Genomic DNA, 14,730 nt, shown 5'->3' on the forward strand with positions numbered 1-14,730 from the left:
AGAGGGATGTTGCAGTGATCGTGCCGATGCGACACCAGCGCACAACCATGGCGGCTGCTGCGGCGGCCGTGACGAGGCGCCGCCGCCGATCGCGAAGGTGAAGGATCCCGTCTGCGGCATGTCCGTCGATCCCGCGACCTCCAAGCACCGCTTCGAACATCAGGGGCAGACGTACCATTTCTGCTCCGCGAGCTGCCGCACCAAGTTCGCCGCCGATCCCGCCAAGTATCTCGTGACGGCCGCGCCTGCAGCCGCGGCGTCGTGCTGTGGCGGTCATGACCATCACGCGCATCAGCATGACGATGCGAAGGTGATCGATCCCGTCTGCGGCATGAGCGTCGATCCCGCGACCTCGAAACATCGCTTCGAGCACGCGGGTCACGCTTTCCATTTCTGCTCGGCCGGCTGCCGCACCAAATTCGCGGCCGAGCCCGACAAATATCTCGGCGAGCGCGAGCCGCCGCCGGAGATGCCGGCGGGCACGATCTACACCTGCCCGATGCATCCCGAGATCCGGCAGGAAGGCCCAGGCACCTGCCCGATCTGCGGCATGGCGCTGGAGCCCGACGTCATCAGCCTCGACGATGCGCCCAATCCCGAGCTCGCCGACATGACCAGACGATTCTGGATCGGCGCGGTGCTGGCAGCTCCCGTGGTCGTGCTGGAGATGGGCGGGCACCTCGTCGGCGGCCACGGCCTGATCGATCCCGTGCTGTCGAACTGGATCCAGTTCGCGCTGGCGACGCCGGTGGTGCTGTGGGCCGGCTGGCCGTTCTTCGTACGCGGCTGGCAATCGGTCCAGACCCGCAATCTCAACATGTTCACCTTGATCGCGATGGGTACGGGCGTCGCCTATGTCTACAGCGTGATCGCGACCCTGGCGCCGCAGGCGTTTCCGCCGGCGTTCCGCGGCCATGGCGGCGCGGTGGCGGTGTATTTCGAGGCGGCCTCGGTCATCACCATTCTCGTCCTGCTCGGCCAGGTGCTCGAGCTGCGCGCACGCGAGGCGACGTCGGGCGCGATCAAGGCGCTGCTGCAGCTGGCGCCGAAGACGGCGCGGCGGCTCGATGCCGACGGCACCGATCATGAGGTGGAGATCGTCGAGCTCGCGGTCGGCGACCGGCTGCGCGTGCGTCCCGGTGAGAAGGTGCCGGTCGACGGCGTCATCCTCGAAGGCCGCTCGTCGCTCGACGAATCGCTGGTCACCGGCGAATCGATGCCTGTCACCAAGGACGAGGGCGAGCGCGTCATCGCCGGCACGTTGAACCAGACCGGCAGCTTCGTGATGCGCGCCGACAAGGTCGGTCGCGAGACGCTGCTGTCGCAGATCGTGCAGATGGTCGCCGATGCGCAGCGCTCGCGCGCGCCGATCCAGCGCCTCGCCGACCAGGTCGCGGGCTGGTTCGTGCCGACGGTGATCGCGGCTGCCATTGCCGCCTTCGTCGCGTGGTACGTCTTCGGCCCCGAGCCGCGCTTCGCCTTCGGCCTCGTCGCCGCCGTGAGCGTGCTGATCATCGCCTGTCCCTGCGCGCTCGGCCTGGCAACGCCGATGTCGATCATGGTCGGGGTCGGTCGCGGCGCCCAGGCCGGCGTGCTGATCAAGAGCGCCGAGGCGCTGGAGCGGATGGAGAAGGTCGACACGCTGGTCGTCGACAAGACCGGCACACTGACCGAGGGCAAGCCGAAGGTGACCAGCATCGTCACCGCTCAGGGCTTCGACGAGGCCGAGGCGCTGCGGCTGGCCGCCAGCGTCGAGCGCGCCAGCGAGCATCCGCTCGCCGAGGCCATCGTCCGGCACGCCAGCGAGCGCAACCTCAAGCTCGCCGACGTCAAGAACTTCGACGCACCGACCGGCAAGGGCGCGCGCGGCGAGATCGACGGCAAGTCGGTCGTGCTCGGCAATGCCACCTATCTCGCCTCGCTCGGTATCATCACCGATACGCTGGGGGTCGAGAGCAAGCGGCTGCGCGAAGAGGGCGCGACCGTGATCACGATGGCCGTTGACGGCAAACCGGCCGCGTTGTTCGCGATTGCCGATCCGGTCAAGGCCTCGACGCCGGAGGCGCTGAAGGCACTCGCGGCCGACGGCATCAAGGTGATCATGCTGACCGGCGACAACCGCACCACGGCCACCGCGGTCGCGCGAAAAATCGGCATCACCGAGGTCGAGGCCGAGGTGCTGCCGGACCAGAAGAGCGCCGTGGTCGCGCGGCTGCGCGCCAGCGGCAAGATCGTCGCGATGGCCGGCGACGGCGTCAACGATGCGCCGGCGCTCGCCGCGGCCGACGTCGGCATCGCCATGGGCACCGGCACCGACGTGGCGATGGAGAGCGCCGGCGTCACGCTGCTGCAGGGCGATCTCGGCGGCATCGCGCGGGCGCGAAAACTGTCGGCGGCGACGATGCGCAACATCCGCCAGAACCTGTTCTTCGCGTTCATCTACAACGCCGCGGGCATCCCGATCGCCGCCGGCATCCTCTACCCCGTGTTCGGCATCCTGCTGTCGCCGATCATCGCCGCTGCCGCGATGTCGCTGTCGTCGGTCAGCGTGGTCGGCAACGCGCTGCGGCTGCGGGCGACCGATCTTTGAGACGATGCCGGCGGACTTGCCGAAGCCCGCCGGCATGTCTACCTCTGCCGCGGGCTTTGCAGCGAGGGACCCCGCCATGATCGACGCCGCCATCAAGGCGATTTCGCAAATTCTGTCGCCGCCGATGCGCTCGATCCTGTGGCGCTCGATCGGGCTGGCGCTGGTGCTGGTCACGGTGCTCGCGATTGGGCTGCAGCGGCTCTTGACCTGGCTCGCGACCGCCGGCGAGGGCTGGGCGGAAGCCATGCTCGGGCCGAACTCGCACGGCACGCTCGAGGTGCTGACCTGGATCATCTCGATCGCCGCCGGCTTCGGCGTGGTGTTCGGCGGCATCATGCTGATGCCGGCGATCACGTCGCTGATCGCGAGCCTGTTCGTCGACGACGTCGCCGACCTCGTCGAGCGCGAGCACTATCCGGCCGAACGCCCCGGCGTCGCCCTGCCTTTCGGCGTCGCGATCGCGGAAGGCCTCAAGGCCGCCGGCCTCACCATCCTGGTCTATCTGATCGCCCTGCCCTTCGTATTCCTGGCCGGCGCCGGCTTCGTGATCTTCTTCCTCGCCACCGCCTGGCTGCTCGGCCGCGAATATTTCGAGCTCGCCGCGATGCGCTTCCGGCCGCCGGCGGAAGCGAAGGCGATGCGGCGCGACAATGCGGTGACTGTGTTCACCGCGGGCCTGATCATCGCGGCCTTCGTCACCATCCCGATCGTGAACCTGGCGACGCCGCTGTTCGGCATGGCCTTCATGGTCCACCTGCACAAGCGCCTATCCGGACCGCGGCCCGAGCTGATCGAGCCGTCGCCGGAGCGCCGGCTGCGCAGCCTCTAGCGCCATCATCCGCGGCGACAGGCTCACGGCCTTGTTGCGCGCAAACGGGATCAGCAGGAAGCCGAGCAGGGCTATGCCTGCGAGCAGCGACCAGGCCTCGTTGACGCACAGCGCCAGCGAGGCCTTCTCCACCAGCGGCCGGACATAGGCGATCGCCTGCTCCTCCGAGACGCCGCGCGGCCGGTTGCGCAGCAGCTCCGGCGCCAGCCCGATCGCCTTGGCGGCGGCGGTGTCGCCGGCCATCAGGCGGTCGCGGAACGCCTGCGCATGCAAGGTGACGCGCCCGTAGATGATGGTGTCGATCAGCGCGATGCCGATGGCGCCGCCGAGATTGCGCATCAGGTTGAACAGCCCGCTGGCATCGGCGACTTCCGCCTGCGGCAGGTCGCCGAGCGCGATCCGCGTCGGCGGCAGCAGGCAGAACATGATGCCGACGCCGCGCACCACCTGCGGCCAGAACATCTCCTGATAGTCCGCCGTCGGCGGCTGGAACGCGCTGGCCGCAAGCCCCGTGCCGAACACCACGAAGCCGAACGCCGTCAGCAGACGCGCATCGACCTTGCCGTCCAGCGCCGTCACCAGCGGGGCTGCGATCAATTGCGCCACGCCCGTGACCAGCATGATCTTGCCGATCTCGAACGCATCGTGGCCACGCACGAAGGCGAGGAACACCGGCATCAGATACACCGAGCCGAACAGCCCGATGCCCAGACAGAAGCTCGACAGGCAGCCGAGCGTGAACGACCGCCGCTGAAAGCTGCCGAGCCGCAGGATCGGATGCGGCGAGGCCAGCAGGCGCTGAACGAGCAAGGTGAAGCATGACGCGCTCAGCACCAGGAACGCGATGCAGTTCGACGACAGCCAGCCGCCCTTCGGCGCCTCCTTCAGCCCGAGCTCGAGGCTGGCCAGGGACACCGCGAGCAGTAGCAGCGCAAACAGGTCGAGCTTGTCGAGCTCCGCGAGATCCATGCGCTGCTTCGGCAGCAGGCCAGGCGTCACCAGCGCGGCAATGACACCCGGCACGATGTTGATGAGGAACAGCCAAGGCCACGACCAGGTGTTGGTGATGAAGCCGCCGACCACGGGCCCGATGGTCGGCGCGAGCACCGCGACGACGCCGCCGATGGTGGTCGCGACCGCGTGCAGGCGCGGCGGAAACAGCAGGAAGACGGCGGAGAACACCACGGGGATCAACAGACCGCCGAAGAAGCCCTGCAGCACGCGGAACGCCAGCAGCGTGTGAAAATCGCCGCTGAACGCGCAGCCGAGCGAGGCGGCGGTGAAGATGCCGACGGCGCCTGTGAACAGCCAGCGCAAGGTGAACACGCGCGTGAGCAGGCCGGTGAGCGGAATGGCGATGATCTCGGCGATCAGATACGCCGTCTGGATCCAGCTCATCGCCTCGGGCGTGATGCCGAGCGCCTCCTGGATGGTCGGCAGCGACGTCGCCACCACCTGGATGTCCAGGATCGCCATGAACATGCCGACGCACATCAGGATGAAGCCGAGCCAGGTGGTGAGGCTCGGACGATCCTGCGGCGCGGCCGACCCGCTCATGCCGTCTGGCCGCCGCCGATGCCGGTGAGTGCTTCCGATTCGGCGCGGATGCGGATGAACAGCACCGCCGCATTCAGGCCTGAGAAGATCAGCGCGATCAGCGGCAGATGCAGCGCCAGCGGCAGCAGCGCGATCTCGGCGGCGACCACCAGATAGTTCGGATGCGAGATGTAGCGATAGGGACCATCGGTCACCAGCGGCGCACCGGGCAGGATGATGATGCGCGTCGTCCAGCGCGGACCGAGCGTCGCGAGCACCCACCAGCGCAGCCCCTGCAGCAGCACGAAGCCCGACAGCAGCCACGGATCGACCTCCTGGTCGGCGCCGAGCAGCCACAGCGACACCAGCCAGGCCGCGTGCATCGAGATCATCAGCGGATAATGGTCCGCGCCGACCTCGACCGCGCCCATGGCGCGCAGGCGACGGGTGTTGTGGCGGGCGAGCACGAGCTCGCCGAGCCGTTGCATGGTGACGAGGGCGAGGACGAAGGCGGCGAAGGTCATGCGGCGTGCCTCAATGAAACGCAGCTTGCGGTGAAACCGGGTCCGAGCGCCGTCAGCACCGAGCGCGGCGGCAGTCCGCGGGCGCGCGCGCGCTCCAGCACGAACAGCACCGTCGGCGCCGACATGTTGCCGTAGTCGGCGATGATCTCGCGCTCATGGTCGAGCGTGCCCTGGCCGATCGACAGCGCGCGCTCCAGCGCCGTGATCACCTTGGCGCCGCCGGGATGGCAGACGAAGCGATCGACGTCGCCGGGCAGGAGCTTCATGTTGCCGAGGATCTCGTTGACCGCGGGGCCCATGTTCTCGGTGACGAAGTCCGGAATGGTGCGCTGGAAGATCACGCCAAAGCCTTCGGGATCGACGCTCCAGCCCATGATATCAAGCGTATCCGGCCACAGCTTCTCGCCGGTCGCCTCGACGCGCGTCTGCCCGCCGTCGCCGGCGCGCAGGATCGCGGCCGCCGCGCCGTCGCCGAACAGGCTGAGCGCGACGATGTTGGCCTTGCTCAGCTCGTCGTGGCGCACCGCGAGCGTGCACAATTCGAAGGTCACGAACAGCACATTGGTGCCGGGCCGCGCCTGCGCCAGCCGCGCGGCGATCGACAGGCCGGAAACGCCGCCGGCGCAGCCGAGGCCGAACACCGGCACGCGCGAGACGTCGGAGCGGAAGCCCATGCGGCCGGCGACGCGCGCCTCCAAGGTCGGCGTCGCGATGCCGGTCGAGCTCACGCTGACGATGGTGTCGATCTCGGCAGCCGTGAGATCGGCCTGCGCCAGCGCCTTGTTCGTCGCGTCGACGAACAGTGCCTCGGCGCCTTCGAGATAGGCTTGCGTGCGCTCCGGCCAGCCGCGCCGCTCCATGTACCATTCGATCGGCTTGACGCCGTAGCGCTGGCGGATGCCGGTGTTGGCGAACAGGCTCGCCATCGTGTCGAACTGCGGAAAGCGCGGCGACAGCACCACGCGCGCCGCCTCCATCACCTCGTTCTGGCGAAACTGATGCGGTGGCACCGAGGTCGCGAGCGACACGAGTGCGGCAGTGTTGTCCATGCGGCTGATCCTTCAACGTCCCGGCGCAGAAGGGTCCGAGAACGCGGGAACTAACACGCGCCACTCACATCGCCCCGGATTACGGGTGTCATCTTATGTCCAATGCGGGCGCCGATGTGGCCCGGCCATGGTGAGACGGCGTCGCCGCGTGACACAATAGTGACTGTCAAATGCGTTCTCCGGCGAAACCGTTCGTCACGGACAACGTATCAGGCGGTCTTCTCCGGCCAGCGGCAGAGGTCCTTGATCAGGCACAGCTCGCAGCGCGGCTTGCGCGCCAAGCAGGTGTAGCGGCCGTGCAGGATCAGCCAGTGATGGGCATGCAGCATGAACTCGGCGGGAATGACCTTCTCCAACCCGAGCTCGACCTCGAGCGGGGTCTTGCCGGGGGCCAGGCCGGTGCGGTTGCCGACGCGAAACACATGGGTGTCGACTGCCATCGTATGCTCGCCGAACGCCATGTTGAGCACGACGTTCGCGGTCTTGCGGCCGGCGCCGGGCAGCGACTCCAATTCCGCGCGCGTGCGCGGCACCTCGCCGCCGAACTCGTTGATCAGCTTGTGCGACAGCGCGATCACGTTCTTGGCCTTGGTGCGATAGAGGCCGACGGTCTTGATGGTGTCGCGCAAGGTCTCCTCGCCGAGCGCGATCATCTTCTGCGGCGTGTCGGCGACCTGAAACAGTGGTCGCGTCGCCTTGTTGACCCCGGCATCCGTCGCCTGCGCCGACAGCACCACGGCGACCAGCAGGGTGTAGGGGTTGAGGTGCTCGAGCTCGCCCTTCGGCTCCGGGTTGGAGGCCGCAAACCGGCTGAAGGCCTCGCGGATCTCCGCCGGAGTCCACGGCTTGGTCGCCTTCAGCGTCGTCTTGACTGACTTGCCCGGGCCGGCCTTCGGCTTGCCCGCCGGGCTCGCCTTGGCGGCCTTTTTCGGTGCTGGCCTGGAAGCCGTCTTGGGCGCGGCTTTAGCGGCCTTTTTGGCCGGCTTGTTGGCGAGCTTGCGAACCGGCGCCGGCTTGGCGCGTTGGGGGCGGGTGATTTTGGCCATGATCCGGGTATACTGAGGCCCCATGACGCCAGGCAATGCTTTTGCGTATCAGGAGACCGGCACCGACGCCGCTGATCCCGAGCTCTTCTCGGCCCGGCTGACGCCGCATCGCTCGCTCAACCGCACCGGCTTCCTGGTGCTGATGGTCGTGGTCTGCGCCATCAGCTTCATCGGCGGCCTTGCCTCGCTGCTGATGGGCGCGTGGCCGGTGCTCGGCTTCTTCGGCCTTGATGCGCTGGCGATCTACTGGGCCTTCAAGGTCAATTTCCGCCGCGCCAACGCCTATGAGGACGTGACGATCACCCTGACCGAGCTGCGCCTGCGCCGCGTCAGCCACAAGGGCCATGTCATGGAATGGCGCTTCAACCCGCTGTGGGTGCGGCTCGACCAGGAGACCCACGAGGAGTTCGGCATCGAGCGCCTGTATCTGGTGGCACGCGGCCAGCGCGTGGCTATCGCGAGCTTTCTCGGGCCGGAGGAAAAGGCGAGCTTTGCGAAAGCCCTGACGGCCGGGCTGCAGGCCGCGAAACGCGGGCCGGTGTATAATCCGCTGTAGTCATCGAAGACCCCAGCGCAGCCGAGCTGCCCGCGAACGGCAGCGCGCTCCCTCCCCCCGTTCTTACGGAGCGAGGGTTGGGGTGAGGAGCAGCCCCACCCACCGACCGTGCGGACAGCCCCTTCCCCGGATCGCATCTGCCGAAGCAATCCGATCTCTTCTCGCGCGCGGGAAGAGGTAAACCGCCGCCTTGGGCGGCAGAGGTGCCAGCGTCTCCGCTGTCGTTCCGGGGCGCGCGCAGCGCGAGCCCGGAACCCATACCCCCAGGACGTCGTGTGGGGCACGCCGGTCATGGGCATCTCGCCTCACACGTCGTCCCGTGGATATGGATTCCGGGCTCATTCGCGCTTGCGCGCGAATGCCCCGGAATGACGGCGCAAACCAAATAAGGGCACGCGTCGAGGCGCAGGCCACTCAATCCGCCCCTAGCCCTCCAATCAGAAATCGGGTGGAGTCCCCGCCCCGGCCGCCCTACATCCGGATCATGATGACCCTCGCCATTCACGATTCCGCCCTGGCCAAGCCGGGCCCGCAACAATCGGCCGCGCTACGCGACTACGACGCGGTGCGCCGCGCGATCGCGTTCATCTCCGAGCACTGGCGCCGGCAGCCGACCATCGAGGACATGGCCGACGCCGCCAGCCTGACGCCGGACGAGCTGCACCATCTGTTCCGGCGCTGGGCCGGGCTGACGCCGAAGGCGTTCATGCAGGCGCTGACGCTCGACCATGCCAAGGGCCTGTTGAAGGGCTCGGCGAGCGTGCTCGACGCCGCGCTCGACTCGGGGCTATCAGGCCCCGGCCGCCTGCACGACCTGTTCGTCACCCACGAGGCGATGTCGCCCGGCGAATGGAAGACCGGCGGCGCCGGCACCACCTTGCGCTACGGCTTCCACCCCTGCCCGTTCGGCATGGCGCTCGTCATGGCCACCCCGCGCGGCCTCGCCGGCCTCGCCTTCGCCGACCCCGGCGAGGAGGCGTCCGCGCTTGCCGACATGAAGAGCCGCTGGCCCCGCGCCGAATACGTCGAGGACGTCCCCGGCACCGCCGGCCTCGCCCAACGCATCTTCGACAAGACCCTGTGGCGCCCCGACCAGCCGCTGCGCGTCGTCCTGATCGGCACCGACTTCGAGGTCCGCGTCTGGGAGACCCTGCTCAAGATCCCCATGGGGCGGGCGGTCTGCTACTCCGATATCGCGACACGGCTGGAGTCGCCGAAGGCCTCGCGCGCGGTGGGCGCGGCGGTGGGGAAGAACCCGATCTCGTTCGTCGTGCCGTGCCATCGCGCGCTCGGCAAGACCGGCGCGTTGACGGGCTATCACTGGGGGCTCACGCGCAAGCAGGCGATGATCGGGTGGGAAGCCGGGCAGGTGGAGATGGGGTAGAACGATTTATGATGCCCCATCTGGATCAGCGTAAGGCTGCATTGGACGGGCCTTCCGATTAGCTCGGCGTGGCCCCTTTTCGGCGTAGCGTCACAGTCGCCGACCTGTATGAAGCCATGTCGACTCGTGGTCGAGTTCGGTACCCATGCGGACCCAACCCTAGAAGGTTGGGGGAAGCTTCAAGCGGACACACTCGATCGATTGGCGCAGTATTTTTTCGCCCGGTGACGCGGTCCGTTCGATATTAAAGACCCTTCCGCAGTTCGAGCATTGCGGCGTTGATACCGAGCAACTCGAACTTCGCGTTGTAGAGGACCTGCAACAGCTCCAGTGACACCATTCCGCACTGGGCGGTAGTCCGCAATGCCGTGTCCAGTTCAATGCCGTCGCCGTGCAGCATGATCGCGAGCATCAACCGGCGGTCGGGCTCATCGATGATCTTCATGTTGCCAGTGACGGAGCGCTCATTCGGATGGCCGCCCCAGTCGATGCAGCGTTGGTACAGGTCCTCGAAGCGCTGCCCGGCGTGCCGATTCGCTGCGGTCACGGACGCTGCGACGGCAACATGCTGGAACGCCTTCTTCGACGCCTTCATGCCCGCCTCGTCCTGATGCCGGTTAAGCCAAACAGTCGCCAGTGACGGGTCGCGACGAATGTGAACGGCATAGGCCGCGTTTTCAAGCATACCCCGGCACTGGCGGTAACACTCAACGGCCTGCCCGGCCATCGCTTCCCCTGCGGCAGCACGCATGGCGGCATGGCAGCGGAGCAGAAGCATCGCCTCAACCTCGCTTGGTGGGTTTACCCAGTGCTTCGAAATCCTGACGAACAGTTCGTCGATTGCCACGAGCCGAGCGGTCGCGGCCTTCTTGTTGTGGAAGGTCGCATTCTGTTGCTGATGGGTCTCCTGCAGGAATTTCGTGAGATCATCGTTAGCCCAGCCGGGCGGCGGCGTGTTGGTCCGGGCGACGGCGGGCGGTGCAGAAGGGAGTTTGGCGGTGTCTGACATTCCACTGATGTAGGTGTGGGGCGGCGGATTTGGGAGCCGGCTTGCTACCGAAAATCGCATTTGCTATGTGGTGGAGCAACTTCTAAAAAATATAATTTACTTGCGTATTTTCGGAAATCATGTTTCTATCCCCCATCCCGCCTCAACGAGAGGGGCGTTGCGCGCGATCGTCACGACACGCGAGGTGGGGAGGCGATGGCCGCGGTCTGCCGCAGCGTGTCTTCGGGCGCGCCGACGAACGGCTGGATCGTGGACGTGAAGTCGCAGGGTCCTGACACCCCGACGCTGGTGTCACGTTCGCGACGGCGCTTGAGGCGCTGCGTGGACAATGGTGGCCAACAAGCCCGGCGCACCAGGGAGACTGCGTATAAGCGTTAAGACCGTCGCGCAGGGAATGCCGGATGATCGGCAGCACCTGTGGTACCTGCCGCCTGCATTTTTTTACGCAGGCGGGCCATGGGTGAGGCCTTCACCCGGCATTCCCTGCGCCCTCTCGATTTTCGGAGGGACACGGTTCGATGCAGGACTCGGGCGATGACGCCGCGAGATCGCGGAGCTGTGTCCAAGGCTGTTTGAGATGTGAATCGGGACAGGAGGGCGGCGCGTTTGCTGCCGAACGGCGCGAGCTTCGCGTTCACAGGGCATCCACATCCATCATCGCATGCCGCTATCTGGTCCGCCGCCTCCGCGTCGTCATGGCCGGGCTTGTCCCGGCCATCCACGTCGTCCGGCATACGATGATGGACGTGGATGCCCGGGACGAGCCCGGGCATGACGAGCAACTCATTAGTAGAAGGCTTGTGGTTAGGTCGCAGATCAGGCACTGCCCGTGTGGCTGCCCCTCACCCCAGCCCTCTCCCCGTAAGAACGGGGCGAGGGGGCGCAGCGTCGCTGCGGCCGGTAGTGGGGCCTCAACTCATAAGAAGCGCCACGAGGCGCGGGGACGGAACGCTTGCAGCGATCAGTCAGCCCGCCAGATCCAGCTTGGACTCCACCGTCGAGTCCGCGTTCAGCCGGTAGATGATCGGCACGCCCGTCGCCAGCTCGCGTTTCAAAATGCCTTCGGGCGAGAGCTTCTCCAGCACCATGATCAGGGCGCGGAGCGAGTTGCCGTGGGCGGCGACGAGGGTGCGCTGGCCGCGGAGGACGCCGGGGAGGATCTCCTGGACGTAGTAGGGCAGCGCGCGGGCGAGCGTGTCCTTGAGGCTTTCGCCGCCGGGCGGCGGGACGTCGTAGGAGCGGCGCCAGATGTGGACCTGGTCCTCGCCCCATCTGGCGCGGGCGTCGTCCTTGTTGAGGCCCGAGAGGTCGCCATAGTCGCGCTCGTTGAGCGCGAGGTTCTTCTGTGTCGGCAGGCCGGTCTGGCCGAGTTCGGTCAGGATCAGGTCGAGCGTGTGCTGGGCACGCGTCAGCACCGAGGTGAAGGCGACGTCGAAGACGAGCCCCTGCGCCTTCAGCTTGCGCCCGGCCTCCCTGGCCTCGGCCACGCCCTGCTCGGTCAGGTCCGGATCCTTCCAGCCGGTGAACAGGTTCTTCAGGTTCCACTCGCTCTGGCCGTGGCGCACCAGCACCAGGAGACGTTCGCTCATCAGTTCGCTTCCATCGACGTTGAACTAGAACAGATCCTTGAGGCCGAGCACGTCGTCCATCGTGTAGTAGCCCGGCGGCTTGCCATGCGCCCACAGCGCCGCCTTCAGCGCGCCATGGGCGAAGATCATGCGGTCCTCGGCCTGGTGCGACAGCACCAGCCGCTCCGAGGGACCGGCGAAGATGACGCTGTGATCGCCGGCGGCGGTGCCGCCGCGCAGCGAGGCGAAGCCGATGTCGCCAGCGCGGCGCTCGCCGGTGATGCCGTCGCGGCCGCGCGCGGAGTGCTGGTCGAGCGGGATGCCGCGGCCGTCGGCAGCGGCACGTCCCAGCATCAGCGCGGTGCCGGAGGGCGCGTCGACCTTGTGCTTGTGATGCATCTCGAGGATCTCGATGTCGAAGCCGGCGTCGAGCGACTTCGCCACCTGCCTGACCAGCGCCGCCAGCAGGTTGACGCCGAGGCTCATATTGCCGGACTGCACGACGATGGCGCGCTTGGTGACGCTCTTGATGACGGCGTCGTCCGACGACGACAGGCCGGTGGTGCCGACGACGTGGACGATGCCGCGCTCGGCGGCGATGGCGACGTTGGCGATGGTCGCGGCCGGGACGGTGAAATCGAGGATGCCGTCGGCCTCGGCGGACATGGTCCAGAGGTCGCCCGACAGCTTGATGCCGTTGGCAGGCAGGCCGGCGAGGGCGCCGGAGTCCTTGCCGATCAGCTCCGAGCCGGGGGCTTCGAGCGCACCCGCCAGCACGGCGCCGTCGGTCTCGGCGATTGCACGCACCAGGGCGCGGCCCATGCGGCCGCCAGCTCCGGCAACGATCAAGCGCATCTTGGACATCTCAGCTCCTCCGCTCCTTCAAGGGCTATAGCCGGGGCCGATGGCGGCGGCAACCGAGCGAGGCCAGATCGCGGGTGGTCGGACGGGCGGCGATCACGGCTGCGGGCCGTCATAGCCCTCGATGATCACCAGATCGCCCTGCGAATGCGGCGCGCGCATCGCGACCAGGCGCTGGTACTCGGGAGAATTGTAACACGCCAGCGCGGTCGCGTAGTCCTTGAACTCGATCACGACGTTGCGCGAGCGCGAGGTGCCCTCCCTGGTCTCGTACTGGCCGCCGCGGACCAGGAACTTGGCGCCGTACTGGTGGAACACCGCGCCGTTCTGCGCGACGTAGTCCTTGTAGCCGTCCATGTTGTGCACGTCGATCCGCGCGATCCAATAGGCCTTGGGCATCCCTGTCGTCTCCCTGTTCTCGGTCGCTGTTGCTTACGTGCGATTGGTCTTGCCGGCCAGCGCCACGGCGCCGGCGATGTCGGCGACGATGCTTTCGGCGACCGCAGCCGGATCGGCAGCGCCGGTGACGGGACGCCCGACGACGAGGCGGTCGGCGCCGCCGGCGATCGCCAGGGCCGGGGTCATGATGCGCTTCTGGTCGCCAACGTCGGATCCCGCCGGACGGATCCCGGGGGTCACGAGCTGCATGTCAGGCCCGACCAGCGGACGCACCAGCGCCGTTTCCTCGGGCGACAGGATCAGGCCGTGGATGCCGATCTCCTTGGCCTGCACGGCGCGCCTGGTGACGAGCTCCTTGACGCCCATGGCGTAGCCGGCGGCGGCGAGGTCGGCATCATCGTAGGACGTCATCACGGTGACGGCGAGCAGCTCGAGGCTGGAGCCGGCGGCGCCGGCGAGCGCCGCTCGCATGCTCTGCGAGAAGCCATGCACGGTAAGGAAACGGGCGCCGAGCCGGGCGATCTGCCTCGTGGCGCGCTCGACCGTGGTCGGGATGTCGTGCAGCTTGAGGTCCATGAAGACGTGCTTACCCTCGGCCGCGAGGCGCTCGGCGAGGCCGAGGCCGCCGGCATAGGTCAGCTCCATGCCGATCTTGTAGAACGTCACGGCTTCGCCCAGCCTGGCGATCATCGCCTCGGCCTCGGCCACGCCGGGCAGGTCGAGCGCCACGATCAGGCGGTCGCGCGGAGCAATCTCGGTCGGCATGTCACCTCACATCGTATGTTGCGCTGTTGCGATCAGCTCCCGCACCAGCGCGTCGAGCGCGGTGACGTCAGCGGGCAGTTTGAGCCGGTCCATGTCGTTGTACGCCTTGTCGGCGAAGGCCAGCGCAAGCTGGCTCGGGATCACGGTGGCGTCGCAGGCGGTCAGCATCAGCCGCAACGCGGCGAGCGCGCGGATGCCGCCGAAGCGGTTCTCGGAGGCGGCGGCGATCGCGAACGGCCGGCTGCGTAACACCGCGCCGCGGCTGCCGGGCGGCTTGTCGACGCGCGAGATCCAGGTGATGGCGTTGGTCAGCAGCGGCGGCACCGAGGCGTTGTATTCCGGCGTCACCAGCAGCACGGCATGATGCACCCCGATCATGCGCGTCAGATTCACGGCGTGATGCGGAATGCCCGATTGCGCCTCGAGATCGGCGTCGTAGATCGGCAGCGGGAAGTCGGCGAGCGAGATGCGGGTGATGTCGGCGCCAGCCTGCACGAACTGATAGGCGGCGGCCGCGGCGAGCTTCGCGTTGTGCGAGCCGGCCCGGGTCGAGCCGGGAATGATGAGGATCTTCAGCGCGGACATCGTGAGGTCGGTCAGCGACCCGCCACGAA

General features: G+C 67.5%; 14 protein-coding genes. 4 read left to right on the top strand and 10 right to left on the bottom strand.

Features of this window, described 5'->3' with window-relative positions:
* Nucleotides 1–118: 118 nt before the first annotated feature.
* Together QX128_RS30685 and QX128_RS30690 are read left to right on the top strand one after the other, a co-directional pair.
* On the top strand, nucleotides 119–2,590 hold the full coding sequence (locus tag QX128_RS30685) for a heavy metal translocating P-type ATPase (RefSeq protein ID WP_410053197.1): 2,472 nt from the start codon (nucleotides 119–121) through the stop codon (nucleotides 2,588–2,590).
* A gap of 76 nt (nucleotides 2,591–2,666) precedes the next feature.
* Nucleotides 2,667–3,419 (top strand): sulfate transporter family protein, encoded by a 753-nt coding sequence (locus tag QX128_RS30690; RefSeq protein ID WP_316183009.1) that lies wholly within the window; start codon nucleotides 2,667–2,669, stop codon nucleotides 3,417–3,419.
* On the opposite strand, the gene QX128_RS30695 is transcribed toward QX128_RS30690, so the two are convergent.
* The 4 genes from QX128_RS30695 to nth form a co-directional block, all read right to left on the bottom strand.
* A complete protein-coding gene (locus QX128_RS30695) occupies nucleotides 3,357–4,976 on the bottom strand; it encodes a DHA2 family efflux MFS transporter permease subunit (RefSeq protein WP_316239388.1) in 1,620 nt (539 codons plus the stop codon). The two genes, QX128_RS30690 and QX128_RS30695, sit on opposite strands and share 63 nt — an antisense overlap.
* Nucleotides 4,973–5,479 (bottom strand): isoprenylcysteine carboxyl methyltransferase family protein, encoded by a 507-nt coding sequence (locus QX128_RS30700; RefSeq protein ID WP_316239389.1) that lies wholly within the window; start codon nucleotides 5,477–5,479, stop codon nucleotides 4,973–4,975. The genes QX128_RS30695 and QX128_RS30700 overlap by 4 nt, the downstream gene beginning before the upstream one ends.
* Complete coding sequence (locus QX128_RS30705) at nucleotides 5,476–6,528, bottom strand: type III polyketide synthase (protein WP_316239390.1); 1,053 nt, start codon at nucleotides 6,526–6,528, stop codon at nucleotides 5,476–5,478. Before QX128_RS30705 ends, QX128_RS30700 begins: the two co-directional genes overlap by 4 nt.
* Nucleotides 6,529–6,737: 209 nt before the next feature.
* On the bottom strand, nucleotides 6,738–7,574 hold the full coding sequence (gene nth, locus QX128_RS30710; protein WP_316239391.1) for an endonuclease III: 837 nt from the start codon (nucleotides 7,572–7,574) through the stop codon (nucleotides 6,738–6,740).
* 22 nt (nucleotides 7,575–7,596) lie between these two features.
* Between nth and QX128_RS30715 the strand changes: the two genes are divergently transcribed.
* Both QX128_RS30715 and QX128_RS30720 read left to right on the top strand, forming a co-directional pair.
* Nucleotides 7,597–8,130, top strand: a complete 534-nt coding sequence (locus QX128_RS30715) for a DUF2244 domain-containing protein (protein WP_316239392.1) — start codon at nucleotides 7,597–7,599, stop codon at nucleotides 8,128–8,130.
* Nucleotides 8,131–8,614: 484 nt separating this feature from the next.
* Nucleotides 8,615–9,514, top strand: a complete 900-nt coding sequence (locus QX128_RS30720) for a bifunctional helix-turn-helix domain-containing protein/methylated-DNA--[protein]-cysteine S-methyltransferase (RefSeq protein WP_315805663.1) — start codon at nucleotides 8,615–8,617, stop codon at nucleotides 9,512–9,514.
* Between the two features lie 244 nt (nucleotides 9,515–9,758).
* On the opposite strand, the gene QX128_RS30725 is transcribed toward QX128_RS30720, so the two are convergent.
* The 6 genes from QX128_RS30725 to QX128_RS30750 all read right to left on the bottom strand — a co-directional run bounded on the left by QX128_RS30725 (nucleotide 9,759) and on the right by QX128_RS30750 (nucleotide 14,701).
* Nucleotides 9,759–10,523 (bottom strand): hypothetical protein, encoded by a 765-nt coding sequence (locus tag QX128_RS30725; RefSeq protein WP_315805618.1) that lies wholly within the window; start codon nucleotides 10,521–10,523, stop codon nucleotides 9,759–9,761.
* Nucleotides 10,524–11,488: 965 nt separating this feature from the next.
* Entirely contained in the window at nucleotides 11,489–12,112 is a 624-nt protein-coding gene (locus QX128_RS30730) for a 2,3-bisphosphoglycerate-dependent phosphoglycerate mutase (RefSeq protein ID WP_316239393.1), read from the bottom strand.
* A 24-nt stretch (nucleotides 12,113–12,136) separates the two neighbouring features.
* On the bottom strand, nucleotides 12,137–12,955 hold the full coding sequence (gene dapB, locus QX128_RS30735; RefSeq protein ID WP_315805616.1) for a 4-hydroxy-tetrahydrodipicolinate reductase: 819 nt from the start codon (nucleotides 12,953–12,955) through the stop codon (nucleotides 12,137–12,139).
* A gap of 93 nt (nucleotides 12,956–13,048) precedes the next feature.
* A complete protein-coding gene (locus QX128_RS30740) occupies nucleotides 13,049–13,351 on the bottom strand; it encodes a DUF1330 domain-containing protein (RefSeq protein ID WP_316166393.1) in 303 nt (100 codons plus the stop codon).
* A gap of 33 nt (nucleotides 13,352–13,384) precedes the next feature.
* Complete coding sequence (gene pyrF / locus QX128_RS30745) at nucleotides 13,385–14,116, bottom strand: orotidine-5'-phosphate decarboxylase (RefSeq protein ID WP_316239394.1); 732 nt, start codon at nucleotides 14,114–14,116, stop codon at nucleotides 13,385–13,387.
* Nucleotides 14,117–14,122: 6 nt separating this feature from the next.
* Nucleotides 14,123–14,701: an NAD(P)H-dependent oxidoreductase gene (locus QX128_RS30750; RefSeq protein WP_316239395.1), complete on the bottom strand. Its 579-nt coding sequence runs from the start codon at nucleotides 14,699–14,701 to the stop codon at nucleotides 14,123–14,125.
* Nucleotides 14,702–14,730: the final 29 nt, after the last annotated feature.

It is taken from the genome of Bradyrhizobium sp. SZCCHNR1015 (genome assembly GCF_032489875.1).
In the GTDB taxonomy this organism is placed as follows: Bacteria; Pseudomonadota; Alphaproteobacteria; order Rhizobiales; family Xanthobacteraceae; genus Bradyrhizobium.

Bases quoted from the DNA above. Each gene is read 5' to 3' on its own strand.
- QX128_RS30690 (WP_316183009.1), top strand. From the start codon at position 2,667: ATGATCGACGCCGCCATCAAGGCGATTTCGCAAATTCTGTCGCCGCCG.
- QX128_RS30740 (WP_316166393.1), bottom strand. From the start codon at position 13,351: ATGCCCAAGGCCTATTGGATCGCGCGGATCGACGTGCACAACATGGAC.
- pyrF (WP_316239394.1), bottom strand. From the start codon at position 14,116: ATGCCGACCGAGATTGCTCCGCGCGACCGCCTGATCGTGGCGCTCGAC.
- QX128_RS30705 (WP_316239390.1), bottom strand. From the start codon at position 6,528: ATGGACAACACTGCCGCACTCGTGTCGCTCGCGACCTCGGTGCCACCG.
- QX128_RS30715 (WP_316239392.1), top strand. From the start codon at position 7,597: ATGACGCCAGGCAATGCTTTTGCGTATCAGGAGACCGGCACCGACGCC.
- QX128_RS30685 (WP_410053197.1), top strand. From the start codon at position 119: ATGTCCGTCGATCCCGCGACCTCCAAGCACCGCTTCGAACATCAGGGG.
- QX128_RS30725 (WP_315805618.1), bottom strand. From the start codon at position 10,523: ATGTCAGACACCGCCAAACTCCCTTCTGCACCGCCCGCCGTCGCCCGG.
- nth (WP_316239391.1), bottom strand. From the start codon at position 7,574: ATGGCCAAAATCACCCGCCCCCAACGCGCCAAGCCGGCGCCGGTTCGC.
- QX128_RS30720 (WP_315805663.1), top strand. From the start codon at position 8,615: ATGATGACCCTCGCCATTCACGATTCCGCCCTGGCCAAGCCGGGCCCG.
- QX128_RS30695 (WP_316239388.1), bottom strand. From the start codon at position 4,976: ATGAGCGGGTCGGCCGCGCCGCAGGATCGTCCGAGCCTCACCACCTGG.
- QX128_RS30700 (WP_316239389.1), bottom strand. From the start codon at position 5,479: ATGACCTTCGCCGCCTTCGTCCTCGCCCTCGTCACCATGCAACGGCTC.
- QX128_RS30750 (WP_316239395.1), bottom strand. From the start codon at position 14,701: ATGTCCGCGCTGAAGATCCTCATCATTCCCGGCTCGACCCGGGCCGGC.
- QX128_RS30730 (WP_316239393.1), bottom strand. From the start codon at position 12,112: ATGAGCGAACGTCTCCTGGTGCTGGTGCGCCACGGCCAGAGCGAGTGG.
- dapB (WP_315805616.1), bottom strand. From the start codon at position 12,955: ATGTCCAAGATGCGCTTGATCGTTGCCGGAGCTGGCGGCCGCATGGGC.